The sequence below is a fragment of the Brevibacillus panacihumi W25 genome (assembly GCF_000503775.1).
Lineage (GTDB): Bacteria > Bacillota > Bacilli > Brevibacillales > Brevibacillaceae > Brevibacillus > Brevibacillus panacihumi_A.
The window spans coordinates 57,694-77,892 of the sequence record NZ_KI629785.1 but is presented as its reverse complement, the minus strand read 5'-3'; the positions used below and the strand labels follow the sequence as shown (position 1 = coordinate 77,892).

General features: G+C 49.3%; 19 protein-coding genes and 1 riboswitch. Of the genes, 14 read left to right on the top strand and 5 right to left on the bottom strand.

The annotated features are described in order from the left end of the window. The first annotated feature begins 266 nt into the window (after positions 1-266). Entirely contained in the window at positions 267-806 is a 540-nt protein-coding gene (locus T458_RS41225; protein ID WP_023556910.1) for a DUF4269 domain-containing protein, read from the top strand. Here T458_RS41225 and T458_RS41220 read toward each other — a convergent pair. Further along, entirely contained in the window at positions 803-1,357 is a 555-nt protein-coding gene (locus tag T458_RS41220; RefSeq protein WP_023556909.1) for a hypothetical protein, read from the bottom strand. The two genes, T458_RS41225 and T458_RS41220, sit on opposite strands and share 4 nt — an antisense overlap. Positions 1,358-1,529: 172 nt before the next feature. Here T458_RS41220 and dacB point away from each other — a divergent pair, with 172 nt between their 5' ends. The 5 genes from dacB (at position 1,530) to T458_RS41195 (ending at position 8,383) form a co-directional block, all read left to right on the top strand. Next, complete coding sequence (gene dacB / locus T458_RS41215; RefSeq protein WP_023556908.1) at positions 1,530-4,418, top strand: D-alanyl-D-alanine carboxypeptidase/D-alanyl-D-alanine endopeptidase; 2,889 nt, start codon at positions 1,530-1,532, stop codon at positions 4,416-4,418. 141 nt (positions 4,419-4,559) lie between these two features. Beyond that, positions 4,560-4,952: an aspartate 1-decarboxylase gene (panD, locus tag T458_RS41210; RefSeq protein ID WP_023556907.1), complete on the top strand. Its 393-nt coding sequence runs from the start codon at positions 4,560-4,562 to the stop codon at positions 4,950-4,952. Further along, complete coding sequence (locus tag T458_RS41205) at positions 4,949-5,686, top strand: YheC/YheD family protein (protein WP_084567981.1); 738 nt, start codon at positions 4,949-4,951, stop codon at positions 5,684-5,686. The genes panD and T458_RS41205 overlap by 4 nt, the downstream gene beginning before the upstream one ends. A gap of 82 nt (positions 5,687-5,768) precedes the next feature. After that, positions 5,769-6,974, top strand: coding sequence for a DUF418 domain-containing protein (locus tag T458_RS41200; protein ID WP_023556905.1), 1,206 nt, complete (start codon positions 5,769-5,771; stop codon positions 6,972-6,974). A 236-nt stretch (positions 6,975-7,210) separates the two neighbouring features. Next, positions 7,211-8,383 carry an acyltransferase gene (locus T458_RS41195; RefSeq protein ID WP_023556904.1) on the top strand — a complete coding sequence of 391 codons (1,173 nt, stop codon included), beginning with the start codon at positions 7,211-7,213 and terminating at the stop codon, positions 8,381-8,383. A 78-nt stretch (positions 8,384-8,461) separates the two neighbouring features. On the opposite strand, the gene T458_RS41190 is transcribed toward T458_RS41195, so the two are convergent. From T458_RS41190 to T458_RS41180, 3 genes are all read right to left on the bottom strand, one after another. Continuing rightward, a complete protein-coding gene (locus T458_RS41190; RefSeq protein WP_023556903.1) occupies positions 8,462-9,760 on the bottom strand; it encodes an aminotransferase class I/II-fold pyridoxal phosphate-dependent enzyme in 1,299 nt (432 codons plus the stop codon). A 202-nt stretch (positions 9,761-9,962) separates the two neighbouring features. Further along, a complete protein-coding gene (locus tag T458_RS41185; protein WP_023556902.1) occupies positions 9,963-10,718 on the bottom strand; it encodes a CAP domain-containing protein in 756 nt (251 codons plus the stop codon). Between the two features lie 8 nt (positions 10,719-10,726). After that, a riboswitch (cyclic di-AMP (ydaO/yuaA leader) is annotated at positions 10,727-10,877 on the bottom strand. 75 nt (positions 10,878-10,952) lie between these two features. Continuing rightward, on the bottom strand, positions 10,953-11,306 hold the full coding sequence (locus tag T458_RS41180; RefSeq protein WP_252989830.1) for a rhodanese-like domain-containing protein: 354 nt from the start codon (positions 11,304-11,306) through the stop codon (positions 10,953-10,955). Between the two features lie 413 nt (positions 11,307-11,719). Between T458_RS41180 and T458_RS41175 the strand changes: the two genes are divergently transcribed. Beyond that, the gene (locus tag T458_RS41175) at positions 11,720-11,923 is read left to right on the top strand and encodes a cold-shock protein (RefSeq protein ID WP_023556900.1); all 204 of its coding nucleotides are present in this window, start codon (positions 11,720-11,722) and stop codon (positions 11,921-11,923) included. 155 nt (positions 11,924-12,078) lie between these two features. On the opposite strand, the gene T458_RS41170 is transcribed toward T458_RS41175, so the two are convergent. Continuing rightward, on the bottom strand, positions 12,079-12,519 hold the full coding sequence (locus T458_RS41170) for a hypothetical protein (protein WP_023556899.1): 441 nt from the start codon (positions 12,517-12,519) through the stop codon (positions 12,079-12,081). A gap of 349 nt (positions 12,520-12,868) precedes the next feature. Here T458_RS41170 and T458_RS41165 point away from each other — a divergent pair, with 349 nt between their 5' ends. The 7 genes from T458_RS41165 to T458_RS41135 all read left to right on the top strand — a co-directional run bounded on the left by T458_RS41165 (position 12,869) and on the right by T458_RS41135 (position 20,198). Then, a complete protein-coding gene (locus tag T458_RS41165; RefSeq protein WP_023556898.1) occupies positions 12,869-14,758 on the top strand; it encodes an EAL domain-containing protein in 1,890 nt (629 codons plus the stop codon). A gap of 409 nt (positions 14,759-15,167) precedes the next feature. After that, positions 15,168-15,761 (top strand): YqaA family protein, encoded by a 594-nt coding sequence (locus T458_RS41160; RefSeq protein ID WP_023556897.1) that lies wholly within the window; start codon positions 15,168-15,170, stop codon positions 15,759-15,761. A 202-nt stretch (positions 15,762-15,963) separates the two neighbouring features. Beyond that, positions 15,964-16,923: a metal ABC transporter solute-binding protein, Zn/Mn family gene (locus T458_RS41155; protein ID WP_023556896.1), complete on the top strand. Its 960-nt coding sequence runs from the start codon at positions 15,964-15,966 to the stop codon at positions 16,921-16,923. 84 nt (positions 16,924-17,007) lie between these two features. Next, positions 17,008-17,736: a metal ABC transporter ATP-binding protein gene (locus T458_RS41150; protein ID WP_023556895.1), complete on the top strand. Its 729-nt coding sequence runs from the start codon at positions 17,008-17,010 to the stop codon at positions 17,734-17,736. After that, the gene (locus T458_RS41145) at positions 17,736-18,674 is read left to right on the top strand and encodes a metal ABC transporter permease (protein ID WP_031305774.1); all 939 of its coding nucleotides are present in this window, start codon (positions 17,736-17,738) and stop codon (positions 18,672-18,674) included. Before T458_RS41150 ends, T458_RS41145 begins: the two co-directional genes overlap by 1 nt. Further along, on the top strand, positions 18,671-19,552 hold the full coding sequence (locus T458_RS41140) for a metal ABC transporter permease (protein ID WP_023556893.1): 882 nt from the start codon (positions 18,671-18,673) through the stop codon (positions 19,550-19,552). The genes T458_RS41145 and T458_RS41140 overlap by 4 nt, the downstream gene beginning before the upstream one ends. A gap of 214 nt (positions 19,553-19,766) precedes the next feature. Beyond that, complete coding sequence (locus T458_RS41135) at positions 19,767-20,198, top strand: SRPBCC family protein (RefSeq protein ID WP_023556892.1); 432 nt, start codon at positions 19,767-19,769, stop codon at positions 20,196-20,198. Position 20,199: the final 1 nt, after the last annotated feature.

The following is a 20,199-nucleotide window of genomic DNA, read 5'->3' as shown; positions in this document are numbered from 1 at the left end:
TTTGTCATATTATCGGGTTTCTTTTCCATGAAAACGGTTTTATAATGATGATGAATGCTTGTATGAGGAGACTGCGTGATGAACGATAATCAGAATCGCAATGAAAATAAATGGGTCATGTGGGGCTTTATCGGCACTGTCCTCGCTTGTGCGATCGCGATGTTCCTTTTTATGTACGATATGAGCAAGTAGTGGCTCACCGAAAAAACCACTGTGAAGACAGTGGTTTTTCATATTTTCCCCAATATGGAAAGGAGAGGAACGGCTTGTTGACCAATTGGCAGACATTACAGGCTGGCAACCCCAAACAACAGCTGGCATATCGGGCTATATGTGAACTTCGCATTCCGGAGGAGCTAGAATCGTATTCGCCTGTCCTGTGCGGCACGATCCCCATTGAGATCGATACGGATCAATCCGACCTGGACGTGATCATGGAGGTTCATGATTTTGCCCGATTTCAACAGCAGGTGATCTCGTTATACGGGGGGGTGCAGGACTTTGTCATCACACAAAAAGAACGGAGCGGAATTCCGACGATCAAAGCCAATTTTTTCTACAGCGGGTTTGCCTTTGAGCTGTTCGGCCAGCCGAGACCGGTGATAGAGCAAAATGCCTACCTTCATATGATTGTGGAGCATGCGCTAATGGAGAGGGACCCCGGACTCAGGGAGACTATCCTGCGGCTCAGGGAGCAAGGCATCAAGACCGAGCCGGCTTTTGCCTACGCCCTGCAATTGCCGGGAGATCCCTATATGGCGCTTCTCGATCTGGGAAAGCAATTGGGGATTTTGCCAGACCGTTAACGTGCGGGTGCTTGTAATCGTTGCAATGTCAGGCCGATCTGGTCCAAAGCAAGTCCATTCAACTCTGCAAATCCGACTCCCCGCAATGCGATGGTTCGCCCGACCTGTACGGGATAAACTCCTTGCCAGACCCCGACGAGACGATAAAGATTGGTTCCGTGAACCCTTTTGAGAAAAAGCACATACTCTCCTTCGCTCAGGGGCCCTGGGTATGTTAGATTGAGGGGATCTCTGGCATCTGGCAGTGGCTCTATTCCCGTAGTTAGCAGTTTGATGACCTGCGGGGCAGAGCCTTTCCAGGTGCGCTGGACCCGAAAGGACTGTACGTAGTTGTGCACCTTTCCGTGGCCCAGGGAGACTCCCGTCGGAGCGGACTGGAAATGACTGTCGGTGCGGCCTGAGACAATGAGATCACAGGTTTGTACCAGATCGCGTACGTTTTTCACAGGGGTGGTATCGACGTGCAAGCGAGCCAGATTAGGGGGAGCAGCGAATGCCGGGCCAGCCAAAGTCAGACAAAGGACAGCCGTCCAGATGAAGCGAATCAGCACAGGTAATACCTCCGTTCGGTCATGTTTTCTCTAGTATGGACAGCAACAGGTACGTTAGTCGCAGGAAGTATCCAGATTATTGTGTTACTATTTAGAAAAATAGGACTCGTACTCAGGCTTTTTCTCTGATACTGGAGAGCCGCCCGTACGAAAATATGAGAAGGAGGAGACTATGAATCTGAAAGTCAAACAAGCCTGTATGTGGCTGATGGTGTTGGCTGTGATTCTGTCTGTCTCGGCGGCACCAGTCTATGCCGAGTCGGGGGCGGAAGCAGTGTCGCCCCTTCAGGCACAGATTGAAAAGCGCTTGTCCGATCTGAAAAAAGATGACAACAGCATCGGTCTTCATGCGGGAATTGCCGTCTATGATTTGACAGACAAGCGCTTCCTGTATCAGCATCAGGCGAAGAGAAGCTACATCCCGGCATCAACACTGAAGCTGTTCACAACAATCACGGGATTGGAACGCTTGGGACCGGATCATCGCTGGAAGACAGAAGTGCTCATCGACGGGTCTCTCGTCGGCAATGGTGTCGTCCAAGGGAACCTTATTCTAAAAGGCTATGGCGATCCGAGTCTGAAACAAAGCGATCTGCGCGACATCGCATTGGCCCTGAAGGAAAAGGGGATCCGACGAGTGACGGGGAAGCTGCTCGTCGATGAAAGCTATTTCGATACGCAGCGTCTGGGAATGGGCTGGATGTGGGATGACGAGCCTTACGGATACAGTGCTCAGCTCAGCGGCCTGGCGGCAGAGAAAAACAGCGTGACGGTGACGATTACGCCCGGGAAAGCCTCGGCTCCCGCTGTCACTTTACAGCCTGCGACTACATATCTGGCCATCACCAATCAGGTTCAGATTGTTGCGAACAACAGTTCGACATCCATTACAGTCGAACGTCCCCGAGGAAAAAACGAAATCATCCTGAAAGGGACGATCGGAGCACAAGCCAAGCCCTATCAAGAGGCCGTTACGATGGAAGACCCGGCACTCTATGTCGGAGAGCTGTGGCGAGACATTCTGCTTCAGGAAGGGATCATTACCCCGGCACAAAAGGGGATTGAAAAATCAGTGGTAACACACGGTACCCCACTCCACACGCACTACTCCAAACCGCTATCCGAGCTTGTGATCGAACTGAACAAGGAAAGCGACAACTTTTACGCCGACATGCTGCTGAAGACGTTGGGTGCCACGCAAAAAGGGGAAGGAAGCTTCGCAGCGGGAAGCGAGGCGGTCCGCGAGATGGTGAAGCGGGCTGGCATAGAATCCGGATTTCGTGTGGTGGATGGTTCCGGTCTTTCCCGCTTCAACTGGATCACGCCTGAGCAGATGGTGACGATGCTTGCTTTTGTCCAGGAGCAGAGCTATCGCGAGGCTCTGGAAGCATCACTTCCGATCGCTGGAGTGGACGGTACGCTCAAAAACCGCCTGAAAGGGACGATTGCCGAAAAGAAAGCGATCGCGAAGACGGGCTCGATGGGCGGAGTGAATGCCTTGGCGGGTTATGTGACAGCACAGAATGGGCATAAACTTGCCTACGTGATCATGACCAATGGAGTGTATAAATCCAAGTACGCAAGAGATCTGCAAGACCAGATCGTAGTACTGCTGACCTCGTACCCCCAACTCAGCATGCCGGATGGGTATGCAACAGATGACCAAAAAACATACAAGCTGTCTGCAACACTCGATCCCATCCTGGATCAGCCGCAGCTGGAGAATCTCGCCGTCGGACTGCTGGTCAAATCCGTAGACTCGACCGGTGATGAGGCGGTCTGGTACGAGCGGGATGCCGATACTCTCCTGACACCTGCAGCGAATGTCAAAATGCTGACAAGTGCAGCCGCCTTGTCGCAGCTTGGACCTGAATATGTATACAAGACGGAGCTGTACACAGATGCAGCCAAGGCTGATTCTCCTGTGATCCAGGGAAATCTGTATGTAAAAGGATACGGGGACCCTACGATCCACACAGACGATTCGTTAAAAGTGCAGAACGGCGTATCTGTGGAGCAGATCGTAGACGATCTCAAAAAACGGGGGATCAAGCAGATTACCGGAAATCTGATACTGGATGAAACCTATTTTGACCAAGAGCGTCTGGGTCTTGGATGGACATGGGACGATGAGGATGAAGCGTTCAATCCGCGCATCGGAGCCTTGTCGCTCAACAGGGGAACCATTGTACTGGCTTATGAGCCGGGAGAGCAGGAAGGGGATGCTGTACGGGTCAGCCTCTACCCGAATACTTCTTACCTGAGCCTCAAGAACGAAGCCGTCACGGCAGAAGGCGGGAAAGATTCTTTGGTTATCGAGCGTGAGCGAGGAACCAATCAGATTCGGGTTACGGGGACATTGCCACTCGATCATGACGGTGGCGCCAAACGAATCCCTGTCGAAGAGCCTGCGATGTATTTCGGTACAGTTCTAAAGGAGAAGATGGAAGAGGAAGGGATCCGTTTTTCCGGCAACAGCAAAATTGTCCTCGGTCCCGTACCCGCAGCGGCAGTCAAGCGAATGGAGTTTACATCCCAGCCGCTTCGCCAAATCGTAGATTATATGAGCAAACAAAGCGACAATGGATATGCCGAAATGATTTTGAAGAGCATCGGTGCGCACAAACAAGCGAACGGCAGCGCCGACTCCGGTGTCCAGTCGGTATTGGAGATGGTGCAGGCCATGGGCGGCAAAACCAATTTTGACATGATGGACGGATCGGGCCTCACTCGCTACAACCTGATTTCTCCAAGGCACTTCGTCTCTGTTTTGGAAGGCATGAGCAAGCAGCACGAGATTTCACCTGTTTTCGTAGAGGTGCTGTCATTGGCTGGAGTAGACGGAACACTGGAGGAGCGCTTTATCGGAACGGCTGCAGAAGAAAATCTGACTGGCGTGACAGGCTCCATGACCGATGTGCGAAGCCTGTCCGGTTACGTGACCACGAAAAGCGGTGAGAAGCTGGTGTTCTCGCTGATCATCAACGGGTATATGTCGAACGACCTGGATCTAAACCGTATCGAGGAGCAGATTGTCAACAGCCTGGCAAGCTACGATTAGCGGTGTCATACGACGAAGCGGGGGATCTTCCCCTGCTTTTTTTGTCTGGTAAAAACCGCTGCCTCAAACACGACTGGGTTCATGGACAGCCTGCTGCACATAGACTAGGAGCATCTGGAATAGGAAAGGGGTGCTTGCCTGGTGCAACGACATATGTGCAAGGGCAAAATTCATCGAGCGACCGTGACGCAAGCAGAGCTGGATTATGTGGGCAGTATTACCATCGATGCAGAGTTGATGAGAGCGGCAGAGATTCTTCCCTATGAAATCGTTCAGGTGACCAGTCTGCGAAATGCAACTCGCTGGAAGACATATGCATTGCCGGCTGAAGGGGGCAGTGGAAAAATTTGTTTGAATGGCCCTCCTGCTCATCTGTTTTCGCCTGGTGATCTGGTCATCATACTCAGCATGGGAATGTACGATGATCGGGAAGCAAGACAGTTGGTGCCAAAGGTTGTCTTTGTCGATGACAAAAATCAGATTACCAAAGTTGAGGAACATCATCTGATTATGAATGGGGAGATGAAGCAATAAAAGCGCCAAACGTAGGGAAATGGAGCAAACACCAGCATATCGCAAAGGATGCACGTTTACAGGCGTATTTGCCGCCGACGAAGCGTTTTTCCCCCGCAGCTCTGTGGGAGTATATGGAGAACTACGGAGATGTCATCCTGAAGCCGTCAGGCGGAGGTGGAGGAGCAGGAATCATCAAAATGAGCAGCCTGGACGGGGAGAGGTATCGGATCCATGCGGGATCGATTCGGCGGGTTGTCGAGGGAAAAGAGGCTGTTCTTCACGCGCTGAAATCTTTGTTTCGCCCGAAGATATACTTGTTGCAGCCTCATCTTTCTTTGGGTAGGATAAATGGACGGCCATTTGATGTGAGAGTGATGGTACAGAGGACAAGGAGCAATCAGCGTTGGCAGGTCACAGGATGGCTGGCAAAGCTGGCCGGTCCCGGTTATGTGGTGACGAATGTAGCCCGCAGTCGCGGCAGTGTACTTTCACTTCAAAATGCCATCCAGCGCTCTGGGATTCCAAAACGGCCTGATTTATTGTTCGACATCAAGAAAGTCTCTTTGGCAGTGGCTTCCTGCTTGGGGAAAGCCTATCCTCGCTTGCTGGAGATCGGATTGGACCTGGGATTGGATCAAGAGGGAAAGATCTGGGTTATCGAGGCCAATTTTCGGCCCGCGCTCTCCTTGTTTCAACGATTGCCTGAAAAAACCTTTTATCGCAGAATCAAAGCTTTTCGCATTCGGACTTGAATGAATTCATCGGACCGGTGAGTGAGTCGTGCGCATGCGGTTTCTCTTCGCACCTTGATCAGAATCAGAAAGGATGACATGTGTGAATCTATTTCCTGTCTCAGAGGGGGACCGTATCCATCAGTTGGATGTGATTCGAGGCTTTGCCCTTCTGGGAATCGTGCTGGTTAATATGCCAACTTTTCTGCACCCGATGCTGTTCCTTCCAGCAGATGCCCTCCCCATCCAGCACACACGAGCGGACGAATGGCTCCGGCTCCTTTTCAACATGTTTATCCAGACGAAATTTTATACGATTTTTTCCTTTTTGTTCGGTGCCGGGTTCTACCTATTCATGCATCGAGCCGAACAGAAGGGTCTCCCGATCAAACGACTATTTGCTAGACGCTTGTGGGTGCTCCTGGGGTTCGGCATGCTGCATCTCATCTTTCTGTGGTACGGCGATATCTTGCACACCTATGCAATTGCGGGATGTATTCTTTTATGGTTCTATTACAAAAGTCAAAAGACAGTGCACGCCTGGGCATGGTCATTGCTGATTTTCTACCAGGGCCTGATGACGCTGCTGCTCCTTCTCCCGTCCGATCCGGCGTCACAGCAAATGGAAGGCAAGGCAGGTCTCGTGGTTATGGCCCTGCAAGCCTACAACGAGGGGGCCTGGCCGCAATGGATGGGATTTCGGCTGGCTTATGAAATTCCATACGTAATCTCTAATGAATTCTTCGCTGTCATTCCGATCCTGCCGCTATTTTTATTGGGTTTTTCCTTAGCCAGACAAGGCTTGTTTCACCGTACCGCCGACTTTCTGCCAGCGATTCGACGCGTTTGGTGGACTTCACTCTTCCTTAGTCTTCCATTGGTTGCGATGATTCCGCTTTTACAGGAAAGCGTTTTGGTACTCCCGTCCTCTGCGGATACAGGGGTCCTAGTCTTTGTCGGGTTGAGCGGGCTGACGCTTTGTGGCTTTTACATCACTTCCTTGATGCTGCTGTGTGCAGATGAAGCCTGGAGGAAGACACTGATGCCCCTGGCCTTTGTGGGGAGGATGGCATTGAGTAATTACGTCTTGCAAACGTTTGTATTCACTGGAATGGTGCGCCTCTTTCACATATACGGAAAGATCAGTATGCTGACAGGCGCAATCATCTGCCTGATCCTGTTTGTTTTGCAAATCATCGGGAGCCGCTGGTGGCTCGCCCGTTACACCTACGGCCCGCTGGAGTGGGTGTGGCGTTGCCTGACCTATGGCTCGCGGATACCCCTCCGAAAGAAGCAAGTCTTGAAGTGAAATGAATAGGATCAAGCGCTGGAAACAAGTCCGTCCGTATACTATTACGGGCGGTTTTTCACGTTTTGGCCCATTACGCAAGAAGGATACAGCCGGTTAAAAACCGGGAAGGGGAGGGCAAAAATTCCACTGGCGGTTCCATTTTATAAAACTTGCGATCCTTGCTTCAAAAAAGTAGTATGGAAAATGAGTTTATTGTTTTGCAAATAATGGAAAGTGCTGGAAGGTGCGGATGAATGCGAAAAGAACGAATCGCGGAGCTTGAGCTAATTCGCTCCTTTGCGTTTTTAGCTGTAGTCTATCAACATGTCATAGGAGTCTACATGCGAGTCCCCGGGATTGATCCTGAGACGGCAATGGTTTATGGAATGTGGTTTCATTTACTGAAATTCGCTGTGCCTGCCTTCGTATTTATCACGGGACTGGTCCTGTTTTACAACTACTATGAGAAGATTACCTACCTGAGTTTTATGCGAAAAAGGATGACAGAAATCCTGCTTCCCTATCTCGTATGGTCCATCGTCTATCTCCTCCTGTCCCCAGATTTTCTGAAGGGGGGAGATGGTGGGGGTGTATGGAATCTTAGCAAGACGCTTCTGACAGGGACGGCTTCCTATCATCTCTGGTTCGTTGTGATGATTTTTCAGTTTTATCTGTTCTACCCCTTGTGGCAACAAGTGTTTCGTTTCATGCGGCGACAGGCACATACGCTTCTGCGCTTTTTGGTCATTGCAGCGGGGGTCAGTCTGGTCTATGGCGTGATGATGTGGTTTTCACACCGCTATATTCCCGCACATGGATTTTCCTTTCACAACGTCTGGCTGGATACCTATTTCGTCAAATACCGGGATCGCAACGCTTTTTATTACTTCTTCTACTTCCTGTTCGGGGGGATGGTTGCTGTCCTTCTTCCCGTATTTCGAGCGAAAATCAAGCAGTATTGGGCGTGGATCTGCATCTCCTTTGTCTTGCTTTACGGTTACGTAGGATATGAACTGATCCGTGATTCGGGAAGCGGTCTGATCAATCTGAACGTCGCCACTTCCTTGAAGCCGTCCATGTTCTTGTATACGGTAGCACAGCTATTGCTGGTCTATGGTCTGGCGCTTTGGCTGCTGGGACGTCAACGGCTGGCTGCCATGCTGACTCGAATCGGTCAGTATTCGTACGGTGCATATTTGATACACGCGCTGGTTTTGACTTATGTCATGCAAGGGTTGCGAGCTTTGCAATGGTTTCATGAGGGCATCCTCGGCAGTATCGTCGCGTTTGTGTTGTGCTCGTTGCTGTCCTTCGCGATTTCGTATGGACTGAGCAAATTGCCATTAGGCTGGCTATTGGTGGGGTCCGCGAAAAAGAAACGTGCGCTTCCTCCCGCAGCGAAACCGTCCAGAAAGGCAGCGGTGTAAACGTAAAAAAACGCTCTGGCGCAGAAGTGCTTCCACTTCCAGGCCAGAGCGTTTTGTATGGGTGGGGGAGAGACGAATTTAGCGCTTGTTCTCCAAATCCTTGACACCTTGATAGACCAATTCAAACAGCTCTTCCAGATCGGCTTCCTCGATGCACGAGAAGGCGATGCGCAGGTCAGTCTGGCCTAGCGCGATCGTGCCTACGCCATACTGTTCCAGCAGATGAGTGCGCAGGCTTTCCGCATCGACTGTAGAAAGCTTGAGGCACATGAAATAGCCGGAATTGAACGGATAGTAGCTCCAGGCATCATTGTATTTGCCGCTGTCGAGAATGGCCTTTACACGGTTGGCGCGGCCTTTCATGATCTCGAATTTCTCCTGTTTCTGCTGCAAGAAATCAGGGGAGTTCAGAGCGTTCAGGACAAAGGTCTGAGAAGGATGCGGGCCGCTGGATATGGTGGCTCGAATAATTCCAGTCGTTTTTTGTTCCAGGGCACTGAGCAGGTCTGCAGAGCCGCCGTATGTGATAAAGCCGACGCGGAAGCCCCAGACGTACTCTTCTTTTGTTGCACCGTCCACTTTGACTGGCAGAATGCGCGGATGCAGATCACACAGGCTGGCGAACAGGGATTCGTGCAAGGAATCCTCGAAGAACAGGCCAAAGTATGCGTCATCGGTGACGGCTACGATGTTGATGCCTTCGTCCGCACCAGCCTTGAGTGCAGCCAGGATCTGCTTGCCTTCTTCAGGGCCTGGAGTGTAGCCGGTTGGGTTGTTCGGGAAGTTGAGGACGACAATTGCTTTTCCTTTCCCTTTTTGCGCCAGGATGGCTTCGCGCAAACCATCTGCATTAAAGGACATTTCTTCATTGTACAGCGGGTAGTAGACCATTTCGGCACCGCGGCGAATGGAGAACGTCAGCTCATAGTTCTCCCAGTTTTTGTCTGGGATGATCACGCTGTCTCCCACGTCTGCAAACAAATCTGCAACGACACTCAAGCCATGCGTCAGAGCATTGGTAACGATGGGATTACCGAATGACTTTGCAGCAAGGGAGGGTTGCTCCTCAATCATTTTTTTACGCCATGCCGTACGCAACTCCGGTTTTCCGGCAGGAGGTGCGTATTCGTAGATATCCTTGGGGTTATAGGCACTCAGCGTATCCTGGATCACTTTGAGATGCATAGGTTGTCCTGCTTCCAGGGCAATACCGATGGTAGCATTATATTTTTTTGCTTTCGCCTTGGCTTCAGCAGATTGGCTGAGAATGCCTTCTTTCGGAAAATAGATCAGTCTGCCCAAATGGGACAGCATGTGAAAAACATGTGGATTTTCTCGTTGAATCGTTTGGTTCAATTGTGATGCCAGTGAATGCATGGTATCCTCCCTCTTGTGTTTACGACAGTTGTTTTATCATTAAAGATAGCGTATCTACAAGCATTTGTCATCTGAATCGACAGTGATTTTTCAAGCATTTTTACACAAATATCCGTGATTATGTAAAAGGGGAGCCTTGCCGTTCTGCCGTACGGAAAAAGCCGCGCCTCTCATCCGAGAAGTGCGGCTTTGCTATTCAACCTTATCCAGCAAAGGTTTGAACCCAGTATCCATTTACATATCCAACACCGATTTTGGTGAAGGAGCCATTCATAATATTTTGGCGATGACCTTCGCTGTTCATCCATTGGGTCATGACTTCTTGCGGTGTGCGTTGCCCCATTGCAATATTTTCTCCCGCTGTCATATAGGAGATCCCGAATTGCTTCATCATATCGAATGGGGAGCCGTAGGTTGGGCTAATGTGATCAAAGTAGTTGTTTTGCGCCATATCGGCCGCTTTTGCTGTCGCTACTTTGGAGAGTGCTGCATCGAATTGAAGTGGTGCGAGTCCTGCTTTTGCGCGTTCTTGGTTCACCAGATCAGCTACCTGCTTGGTAAAGGAAGCTGCTTGATCGCTGCCTGGCTGTACTTGATTCACAGGTGCTGCAGGCTGTTGGTTCTGGTTGGCTGCAGGTGTTGGTGCTTGAGCAGGTGCCTGTTGAACTGGTTTTTGTTGAACAGGTGCTTGTTGTACGGGTTTTTGCGGTACATAGGAGTAGTAGTTTGTGACTGGCTGCTGTTGTTGGTTAGGAAACTGAATTTGTGGCTGCATGTGCCATTGTTTCATAGAGGGGAGCAATTGGGATAATGCCGCTGGATACGGGCATGGTGCCTTTTGCGTGTAATTTGCAGATGTTGGGAATTGTGCTGCAGCAGATGCTGTATTTGCAAAGCCCGTAAGGCTGATTCCCAATCCCAATGCCAGTGCGATGGTAATAGTGCCGAATTGTTTCATTATTCACATCGTCTCCTTTTTTCTGCCTACGAGGTTAGTTGTCGGATTTGGGTTGAGGATACAACCCATCGCTGTAAGCGATTCACCCCAAGCGAAATTTCTTTCGCAATATCATCCCCCGCACTTCCAGCCAACTGGAAGTCTCGGCTTGTTTGTTTGGCATCAACCACTTTACCAAAGAACCCTGCATAAAGGGAACCTGTAAATAATGGGAGATGCCATAAACAGACGATGTCAGTCCTTCTCAACACCACTCTCAAACGCCTTCCATGCAGTAAGTCCTCCTTCGAGTGAAACCGCATGAAATCCGTGCTCCCGCAAAAGCGTGGCAGCTTTTCCTGCTTTGTTCCCGGAAGTGCAAAACGTAATGATCGGTTTGTCCTTCCATGATTGCGCTGTAGGTTCATCTACAGGTTCCTGGGTTTCTTTCATGATTAGATAAGGTCGATTGAGCGTCTTCACATGATTGGCCTGAAAGGTGCCCGCCAAAAATTTTTCCTCATCGCGCACATCAAGCAAGATCAAATCTTTGTTTTCTTCCAGCAATTTCTGAAGCTCTTGGCAATTGATCGTGTTCTTGTCCATCATCAATCCTCCCGAACGTTATTGTATCAAATGGTAAAGGATTCGTGGAAAAAACCGCATATATTGATTTTGTTGGACAAACGTGGTAGGATAGATATGCTACTTGAAAAATCCGATACGTAAGGCCATTCATTGGATTGCGTTTTTGATATCTGATTCACACTGGCGCGGTCATCGGAGCCGCAAGGATGGAAGAGAGGAAGGGCTTTCGTTGTTTTTGGTTTCAAAAAGGTAACTGGCAAGTCCGATTTTTGTTAGAAAGATAACCGCATATATTATGGGAGTAGGTATGTTTCACATATCATGAAGGGGTATCGTTGTTACAATCATGAGGGTACATCTTCATGATATGTGAGCTTTATTTGCTTCGGTAAATATGACTAGCATATTCAAATTGACTTTTGGAGGTTTTCTTCATGCAAACGAACGGAACAGTAAAATGGTTTAACGCAGAAAAAGGTTTCGGTTTCATTCAAGTAGAAGGCGGAGACGATGTATTCGTACACTTCAGCGCAATCCAAGGCGATGGTTTCAAAACCCTGGATGAAGGTCAACGCGTACAATTCAACATCGTTCAAGGCAACCGTGGTCCACAAGCTGAGAACGTAGTAAAACTGTAAGAGTCTCCTATGAAAAAACTGTCCGCTAGCGGGCAGTTTTTTTTGCCCTCTTCATTCCCTACCTGAAAAGAAAAAGGACTATGGCAGCACGCCATAATCCAGTTTCTCTCTCCTTCGTTCGGATGCCCGAATCGTTGTCGATTTTTTTAGAATCCTTACAGACAGTTTTCGATTTCGACTCTTTGGAACTGGCTGTCTAAAACAGTAAGACCATTAAGGATGCCACCGCCAACAGCAGTCCGTGCATAGGTGTTGATCAAGACAGTCTCTTCATTGTCTTCCACTGTCAAGCGAACTTCGTAGTGGCTTCCTGCAGGGATTGCGGCATTGAATGCAGTCCGGGTATTGCCCATTAAAATTTGTGTTACATCGAGCGCAGTAGATACGGGATTGGTCTGCGTAACTGCTGTACCCCAGTTCAATACCTGTACGCGGATCTCTACGTCATCCAGATTGAGATTCACGACTTCAGCATGGACGTTGATCGCCGCCCGTAGATTATTCTGCAGGATTCCAGTGGTGCGCACCAGACTTCTGCGGGGTCTTCTGCCGCGTTCTCTACGTTCTTCAAAGCCATCTTGTTCAAATTCTGCCATCCTCATTCACTCCATTCTCCATATTTGCTAGTGGGACAATAATACTGTATTTCTTCTTGTCTTATTCGGTAACGGCGAACGTAGCGGCACGGAAAACCATTTCTATACGGAAAGAGTGGAAGATCATACACGCAATGGGGGGTGCAAGACAAACATCCTTCCTCGCCTGTTTTGAATGGAGGATGAAAGGGGAAAACGCCCGAAATCGAGAATCACGAATATGTAAGGGATTCTGTCGAATATTTGTGAAATTTATCGATAAATGGAAGTACTCCAGCATGATACAATATTCCTAAACAATGGAAAATGCTCTAGAGGAGAGGAAGAGCAAGGAGAAGGAGCGGGAAGAATGAGCAACGACCATCATATATTTGCTCAGCAAGATGAACAGCGCAATGTCATCGAAAATAGCGGGTCTATCGCCATTGCAGGAAACGCGGAAATGATTCTGCAAATGAATATGATCCAATTAACGGAAGAAGATTTGTCTCTTATTTCAGCTTTCCGACCTATTATTATAACTCGTATTGAACAAATTACCTCCTCCTTCTATGAATCGATTCTTCGTGTCGACAAGCTCAAAGAGATCATCACAAAACACACGACGGTTGAGCGTTTGCGTCTCACCTTGTCAAACCATGTGATAGAGATGTTTTCAGGTAAAATAGATGAGGCATTTATCCAAAAGCGGTTGAAAATTGCCCTGGTGCATCAAAAAATTGGGTTGCCGCCAAAATGGTATATGGGAGCATTCCAGAATCTGCAGAGCACCTTGCTGAGAATTGCCCATGACATGCAAAATGAACTGCCTCACTATGACCGTTTCATCCAAGCCATTACCAAACTGCTTAGCTTCGAGCAGCAATTGGTATTGGAAGCATACGAGGAAAAGACGCGTGAAGTGGAGCAAAAAGCAAAAGAAATCGTTGAGTACCAAGCTCATCACGACGAACTGACTGGTCTGCCCAATCGCCGCATGTTCCAGAATGTCCTGCGGGAAGCGATTGCCCGAAATGAAAAGAAACAGACGAAGTTTGCCGTGCTCATGCTCGACATCGATCGCTTTAAATTGATTAACGACTCGTTAGGTCATACGTATGGGGATCAATTTTTACAAGAAGTAAGCCAACGGTTACTCGCTTGTACGGAAGGGTATCAAGCTTCAGTCGCGCGCATGGGGGGAGATGAGTTTACCCTTATCTGTGAAGAGTGTCCGAATAGGGGGGCTGTGACTCGTCTGGCAGAAAATCTGGTTGCGGCCATTGAAGTCCCATACCACTTGAAACAAAACGATTTCTATGTCTCGGCGAGTGTTGGAATTGCGGTGTATCCCGATCATGGAACCAATGAGGAGGAGCTGCTCCAAAAGGCAGATCAAGCGATGTATGAGGTGAAAAAGAACGGAAAGAACGGCTATCGCTTCTTCACCAGTGAATTGGACGAGCATTTACATACGAAGATTGAACTGGAAGCGGATTTGCGCAAAGCCATACAGCGGCAGGAATTGGTGCTCTATTACCAGCCACAAATACAAGCCGGGAGCAATAAGATGATTGGTGTGGAAGCGCTGGCACGTTGGAATCATCCTGTGAAAGGCATTCTGTCGCCTGGCGTTTTTATTCCGATCGCCGAAGAGACAGGGATGATCTACGAGATTGGCACTTGGACGTTGCGAGAGGCATGCCGTCAGATGCGAGAATGGCATTTGGCCGGAGGGCCCTTGATCCCCGTCTCGGTCAATCTCTCTTCGCAGCAGTTCCATCAGCCCAATCTGATCGATTACATCCGTGAAATCCTGGCGGAAACCGGACTGGAGCCCAAGTATCTGGAGCTGGAGATCACGGAGAGCATGATGATGGACGCGAAGGTATCGAAGAGCATTCTCCAAGAACTAGACGAGTTTGGTGTGAAAATTAGTTTGGATGACTTTGGCACAGGTTATAGCTCTCTTAGCTACCTCAAGCAGTTCCCGATCCACAAATTGAAAATTGACCGATCCTTCATTGCGGATATTACGAAAAACGTGAATGATCAGGCGATAGTAGCAACCATCATTTCGATGGCGAAAAACCTCAAAATGGACGTCATTGCGGAAGGGATTGAAACAAAGGACCAGCTCGAATTTCTGACCCGGAATTCCTGCGAGGAAATTCAAGGGTATTATTTCAGCCGCCCTTTGCCCGCACCACAAGTAGAAGCTGCATTTTTTATCCCGCAAAGAAAAGAAAAGAATAAGTAAACATTCTCTCTACTTGTACAGCATGTCTAAACAGTGCATAATAAAAGAGAGCAGCAGTGAGAAAACGACAGCTTGCATGTAAAAGAAAGACCCATTTGCTATTTTTAGCTGAATTTGACGAATTTTATGTCTGCTAGGATAGCTTTCTCACGATAACTTTTTTATAATACTTGTATTGGGTTATTGTACTCGAATCTTCCAACGCCCCAGCACGCTACCAAAAAAGGTTGGAATCAGTGCTGTGCGAGTTAGGTTGGGGCCATCTCTTTCATAAGATCACTTGTTTCACTGGGTCACATGTAGCAAGTGCCGTGGAGGAAGATGAGGTAGAACGAGATGAATGTGCTGTAAAATCCAGATAAAAAAGGCATTGTGGGCCCAGGGGTTTGCCGAGGATAGGAGTTGTGCAATGCTTCATAATCTAGTTGAGGTGCTCAAAGAATTAGGACCCTGGGGGTTGTTCATCCATTCGTTTATTGATGCGGTCATCTTCCCCATACCCGCTTTTGTATTGCAGGTATCACTCAGCATCCTTGATCCGTCAGCCGCTATTTGGTTGGCTACCGTCGGTTATATCGCCTGTCTTTTGGGCACGCCGTTTGGTTACATGATCGGGAAATTTGCCGGGGACAAATTCTTAAATAAAATCCTGAAAAAATCCTGGGTCGATTCCGCGACCAACATGTTTCAGAAGAACGGAGAAATGGCCATTCTGGTGGGTTCCTTTACACCTATTCCGTTTAAGGTATTTACCATTCTCTCCGGCTTCTTGCACTTTCCGTTATGGAGGCTGATTGCTTATGCTGCTATTGGGCGCGCAGTCAAATTCTATGCGGTCGGCATCCTGTTTTACCTGTATGGCAGAGCCGCAGCACATATGGCCAAGGACGTGTCCCTCTACATCTTCCTTGCTGCTATTCCTTTGCTGGCATTGGTGATCTGGTTTAAACGCAGAAAAGACAAAAAGCAAAAAGAAAATGAGACGGATTCCAGCAACGCGTAAGTTGTGTTGGAAGCGAGAAGCATCATTTCCACATCGAGATGGAGATGATGCTTCTTTTTTTTGTTTTATTCCGACATCTGGAAATTTGTCGCAGGAAAAATCTTGACAAATTTAGCCGGAGGAATATATTTTGTATATAGCAATAAAATTTGCCTTAGGGAAACATTTTTGTGAACGAGCATATTTTCAGGAGGAGAAGAGTGTGAGAAATCGAGGAATCAAAGCCGCCGTACAGAAGGTTGGCGTTTGCGTGTGCGCCTCTGTCTTGTTTTTGACAGGCTGCGGATCGACTGCTGCGCCAAACAGCACGGAGCCTTCACAGACGAAAGAGACGATTACCGTTGTTACGACCATTGGCCAGATTGCAGAGCCTGTCGCGTTCATCGGTGGCGACAAAGTACAGGTGACGAGTTTGATGGGTCCTGGGGTAGACCCGCATTTGTACAACGCCACGCAGGGGGATATCAAAAAACTGGAGAATGCTGATTTGGTGCTGTATAGCGGGATTCATTTGGAAGGAAATATGATAGACATTTTTGGCCAGATCGGCAAAACCAAAGCGGTATCAGCCATTGCGGAGTCGATTCCGAAAGAAAAACTGCTCAGCGATGAGGATGGCCAGCTAGATCCTCACGTATGGTTTGATATTGATCTGTGGAAGATCGCACTTGCGACAGCCACGGATGAATTGAAAAAGCTTGCCCCCGAGCATGCTGAATATTTTGAAGGCAATAAAGAGAAATACTTTTCGCAGCTGGATGCGCTCAAGCGCGAATCACAGGAAAAGCTCAAGCAAATCCCTCAGGAAAAACGCGTCCTCGTGACAGCGCACGATGCGTTTGGCTACTTCGGCAGGCTGCATGAGATGAAGGTGGTCGGTCTGCAAGGATTGAGCACGGAGGATGAGATTGGGATTTCCGACATCCAATCTACCATTGAGCTGTTGTTGGCGTACAAGATTCCTGCCGTTTTCGTGGAGAGCAGCATCAATCAAAATTCGATAAAAGCGGTGATCGAAGGGGCCGGAAGTGCAGGTCTGGAAGTCAAGCTCGGGGGAGAGCTATTCTCCGATGCGATGGGTGATGCCGGGACGCCGGAAGGCACCTATATCGGGATGTACCGCCATAATGTAGAGACGATTTTCCAGGCATTGAATCAATAGGAGGGCAGTTTTTGCAAGGAGAACGAGAGTACGTATCACACGAGCGCGAAGGATGAAAATGCTCGAATGGAGAGGACGAGTAGCATGAGTGTTCTGGAGGTAGCGGATTTAACTGCTTCATATCGTAAAAACAAGGTGTTGCATGATGTCAGCTTCCAGGTGCAGCCCGGCTCGCTGACAAGCATCGTCGGTCCCAATGGTGCGGGAAAGTCGACATTGTTGAAGGTGATGCTGGAGCTTCACCCGAAGCTGTCCGGTTCCGTCTCTTTCTTCGGATCGACACATGCCAAGATGAAAAAACGAATCGGGTATGTTCCTCAGCGCGGCTCTGTAGACTGGGATTTTCCGACCAACGCGCTTGATGTCGTCATGATGGGCTTGTATGGACAGGTTGGTTGGCTGAAATGGCCCACCCGAACTCATCGGGAAAAGGCACTTGCTTCGCTGGATCAGATGGGAATGGCCGATTATGCATCGAGACAGATCAGCCAGCTATCAGGTGGCCAGCAGCAGCGTGTGTTTCTCGCACGGGCATTGGTCCAGGACGCAGATCTGTACTTCATGGATGAGCCACTTGCAGGGGTTGATGCTGCCACCGAGCGGGCCATCATGACGACGCTGAAGGAATTGAAGAACAAAGGCAAAACGGTCATGGTTGTTCATCATGATTTGCAGACGGTAGAAGATTATTTCGATCATGTCTTGCTTTTGAATCGAACCGTTGTCGCACACGGCAGGACTAAAGAGGTCTTCACGAAGGACAATGTGTACCGTGCTTACGGCGGGACGCTACGCTGGATGAAGGAGGCGTAGTGATGGGAATGCTTCTATCTGCAAATGCGCAGTGGGTGTTATTCAGCACACTGATTCTGGGCATGGCATCCGGCATGATCGGATGTCTTGCCTACTGGAAGCGCCAAAGTCTGATGAGTGATGCTCTATCCCATGCAGCCCTGCCCGGTGTGGTCATAGGATTTTGGCTGATTGGCACAAAAAATATGCCGGTCATGATCGCCGGGGCAGCGATAAGCGCTCTGTTCGGGGCCCTGATGATCCAATGGATCCGCTCTTCCAGCCGAATCAAAGAAGATACGGCAATGGGCATGATTCTGTCTGTATTTTTTGGCTTTGGCATCATGATGCTGACCATCGTCAATCGTTTTGCAGGGGGAAACCAAAGCGGTCTGGACAGCTTTATCTTCGGGCAGGCAGCATCGATGGTACGAAAAGATGTATACATGATGATGGTGCTCGCAGCGATTGTCATCCTCGTTGTTTCGATCGCTTTCAAGGAATGGAAATTGTTTTTATTCGACCCCGACTTTGCACGCGGGCTTGGCCTATCACGTCGATTCATGGATGGGATCTATCTCGCTGTTCTTGTCATGGTGATCGTGATCGGCATCCAAGCAGTAGGTGTCATTCTGATGGCTGCCCTTCTGATTATCCCGGCAGTCAGCGCCCGGTATTGGACCCATTCCTTCAAATGGATGGTGATCCTATCGGCGATTTTTGGCGGCGGTTCGGGTGTGATCGGCACGTTGGTAAGCACGATGGGAGTCGGATGGCCCACCGGTCCGTTTATTGTACTCGCATCTTCGGTCTTGTTCGTCGTGTCACTCGTTTTTGGAATGGAGAAGGGCTTGTTGACAAAAGCCATGCAAATCCAGCTGCAAAAGAGAGAACTGCGGTATGCGTCGATTGAAGCTTCGGGTGCGAAAGGTCCGCAGAGAGGAGGAGAGGTCGGATGAGCTACACGGCCTGGATACTGCTCACCGCATCCCTGGTAGGCTTGTCCTGCGGGTTGATTGGTGTATTTTTGATCTTGCGGCGCATGGCGATGATGGCGGACGCGATCAGCCACACCGTGCTGCTCGGGATCGTAACGGCATATCTGGTTACACGGGAGCTAAGCGGCATTCATATGTTGATCGGCGCCGTACTGGCAGGTTTGTTGACGGCGGTTCTGGTACAGTGGTTTCACGCGAGAGGTGTTCAGCAGGAAGCTGCGATCGGCGTGGTTTTTACATCAATGTTTGCGATTGGTGTGATCCTGATCGCGACCAAGGTAGGGAATGCCCACTTGGATATTCAACATGCACTCATGGGAGAAATTACCTTCGTACCCTGGAATGTCATAGAGCTTCCTTGGATTGGCGAGTTTCCTGAAGCCACCTTTATTCTGCTTGTAGTGCTGGCTGTGGTGTTGCTGGTCCTCCTCCTCTTTTACAAGGAGTGGAAAATCACTTCGTTTGACCCCGGTTTGGCTGCGAGCATCGGGATACCCGTCGTGTTCATGCACTATTTGTTCATGTCTCTCGTGTCAGTCACTACAGTCGCGGCATTTGACGCAGTGGGAGCAATCATGGTTGTCGCGATGCTGATCACACCGGCAGCATCAGCGTACCTCTGGACCGATCGGCTGTCCCTCATGCTGGTTCTGAGCAGCTCCTTCGGCGTCGTCTCAGCCATTGTCGGCTATATGATCGCTGTCTGGCTGGATACTTCCATCTCAGGCTCCATGGCTTTCGCGACAGGGCTTGTATTTCTATTCAGCTTTCTTTGTTCGCCGAAGCACGGCATGTTGTCGCGTTATATCCGTCCCGTTTCCGCGTCGGATTCCCCATAAACAGGAGCAAGCCACTTGTCAACCATCTTCGCCAGGTTGTAGAACCTGGATCGGGGGTGGTTTTTTCTGTATAAAACCTGCGTAGTAGGCGGAATAGTAGGAGTGACGGGACCAGTGGCTCATTCAGACATGCGTCTTGACACGAAACCAAATGGTGTCGTAATATGAGGTTCGAACATGAAACGAAAAGGTTTCGTAATGGAGGATGATCGAGATGACAGAAAAAGAAAATCAGCAGGGGACATTGCCTGATATTCGCAGAACGATGCGTTTTCATGCGCCGATTCAAAAAGTTTGGGATGCCGTTGCGACGTCGGAAGGTCTGGCAGCATGGTTTATGCCCAATGATTTGGTACCCGAAGTCGGCCATTCCTTTCACCTGAATGCAGGCCAATTCGGGATGTCTCCCTGCGAAGTGACGGTAGTAGAAGCGCCTCGCCGTCTTGCTTTTCGTTGGGGAAAGGACTGGACGCTGACATTTGAACTGCAAGAAGAGGGAGAGTACACGAACTTTACTCTGATCCACTCCGGATGGAGCGCCGATCAGGTCACAGAATTTGGTGCGCCGCATACGCAAATTCGCAATAACATGGACAATGGCTGGGAAAAACTTATCCAAGTGCTCGGCACTTACGTGGAGAAATAAG

Bases quoted from the DNA above. Each gene is read 5' to 3' on its own strand.
- dacB (WP_023556908.1), top strand. From the start codon at position 1,530: ATGAATCTGAAAGTCAAACAAGCCTGTATGTGGCTGATGGTGTTGGCT.
- T458_RS41195 (WP_023556904.1), top strand. From the start codon at position 7,211: ATGCGAAAAGAACGAATCGCGGAGCTTGAGCTAATTCGCTCCTTTGCG.
- T458_RS41190 (WP_023556903.1), bottom strand. From the start codon at position 9,760: ATGCATTCACTGGCATCACAATTGAACCAAACGATTCAACGAGAAAAT.
- T458_RS41185 (WP_023556902.1), bottom strand. From the start codon at position 10,718: ATGAAACAATTCGGCACTATTACCATCGCACTGGCATTGGGATTGGGA.
- T458_RS41180 (WP_252989830.1), bottom strand. From the start codon at position 11,306: ATGATGGACAAGAACACGATCAATTGCCAAGAGCTTCAGAAATTGCTG.
- T458_RS41175 (WP_023556900.1), top strand. From the start codon at position 11,720: ATGCAAACGAACGGAACAGTAAAATGGTTTAACGCAGAAAAAGGTTTC.
- T458_RS41170 (WP_023556899.1), bottom strand. From the start codon at position 12,519: ATGGCAGAATTTGAACAAGATGGCTTTGAAGAACGTAGAGAACGCGGC.
- T458_RS41165 (WP_023556898.1), top strand. From the start codon at position 12,869: ATGAGCAACGACCATCATATATTTGCTCAGCAAGATGAACAGCGCAAT.
- T458_RS41160 (WP_023556897.1), top strand. From the start codon at position 15,168: ATGCTTCATAATCTAGTTGAGGTGCTCAAAGAATTAGGACCCTGGGGG.
- T458_RS41150 (WP_023556895.1), top strand. From the start codon at position 17,008: ATGAGTGTTCTGGAGGTAGCGGATTTAACTGCTTCATATCGTAAAAAC.
- T458_RS41140 (WP_023556893.1), top strand. From the start codon at position 18,671: ATGAGCTACACGGCCTGGATACTGCTCACCGCATCCCTGGTAGGCTTG.
- T458_RS41135 (WP_023556892.1), top strand. From the start codon at position 19,767: ATGACAGAAAAAGAAAATCAGCAGGGGACATTGCCTGATATTCGCAGA.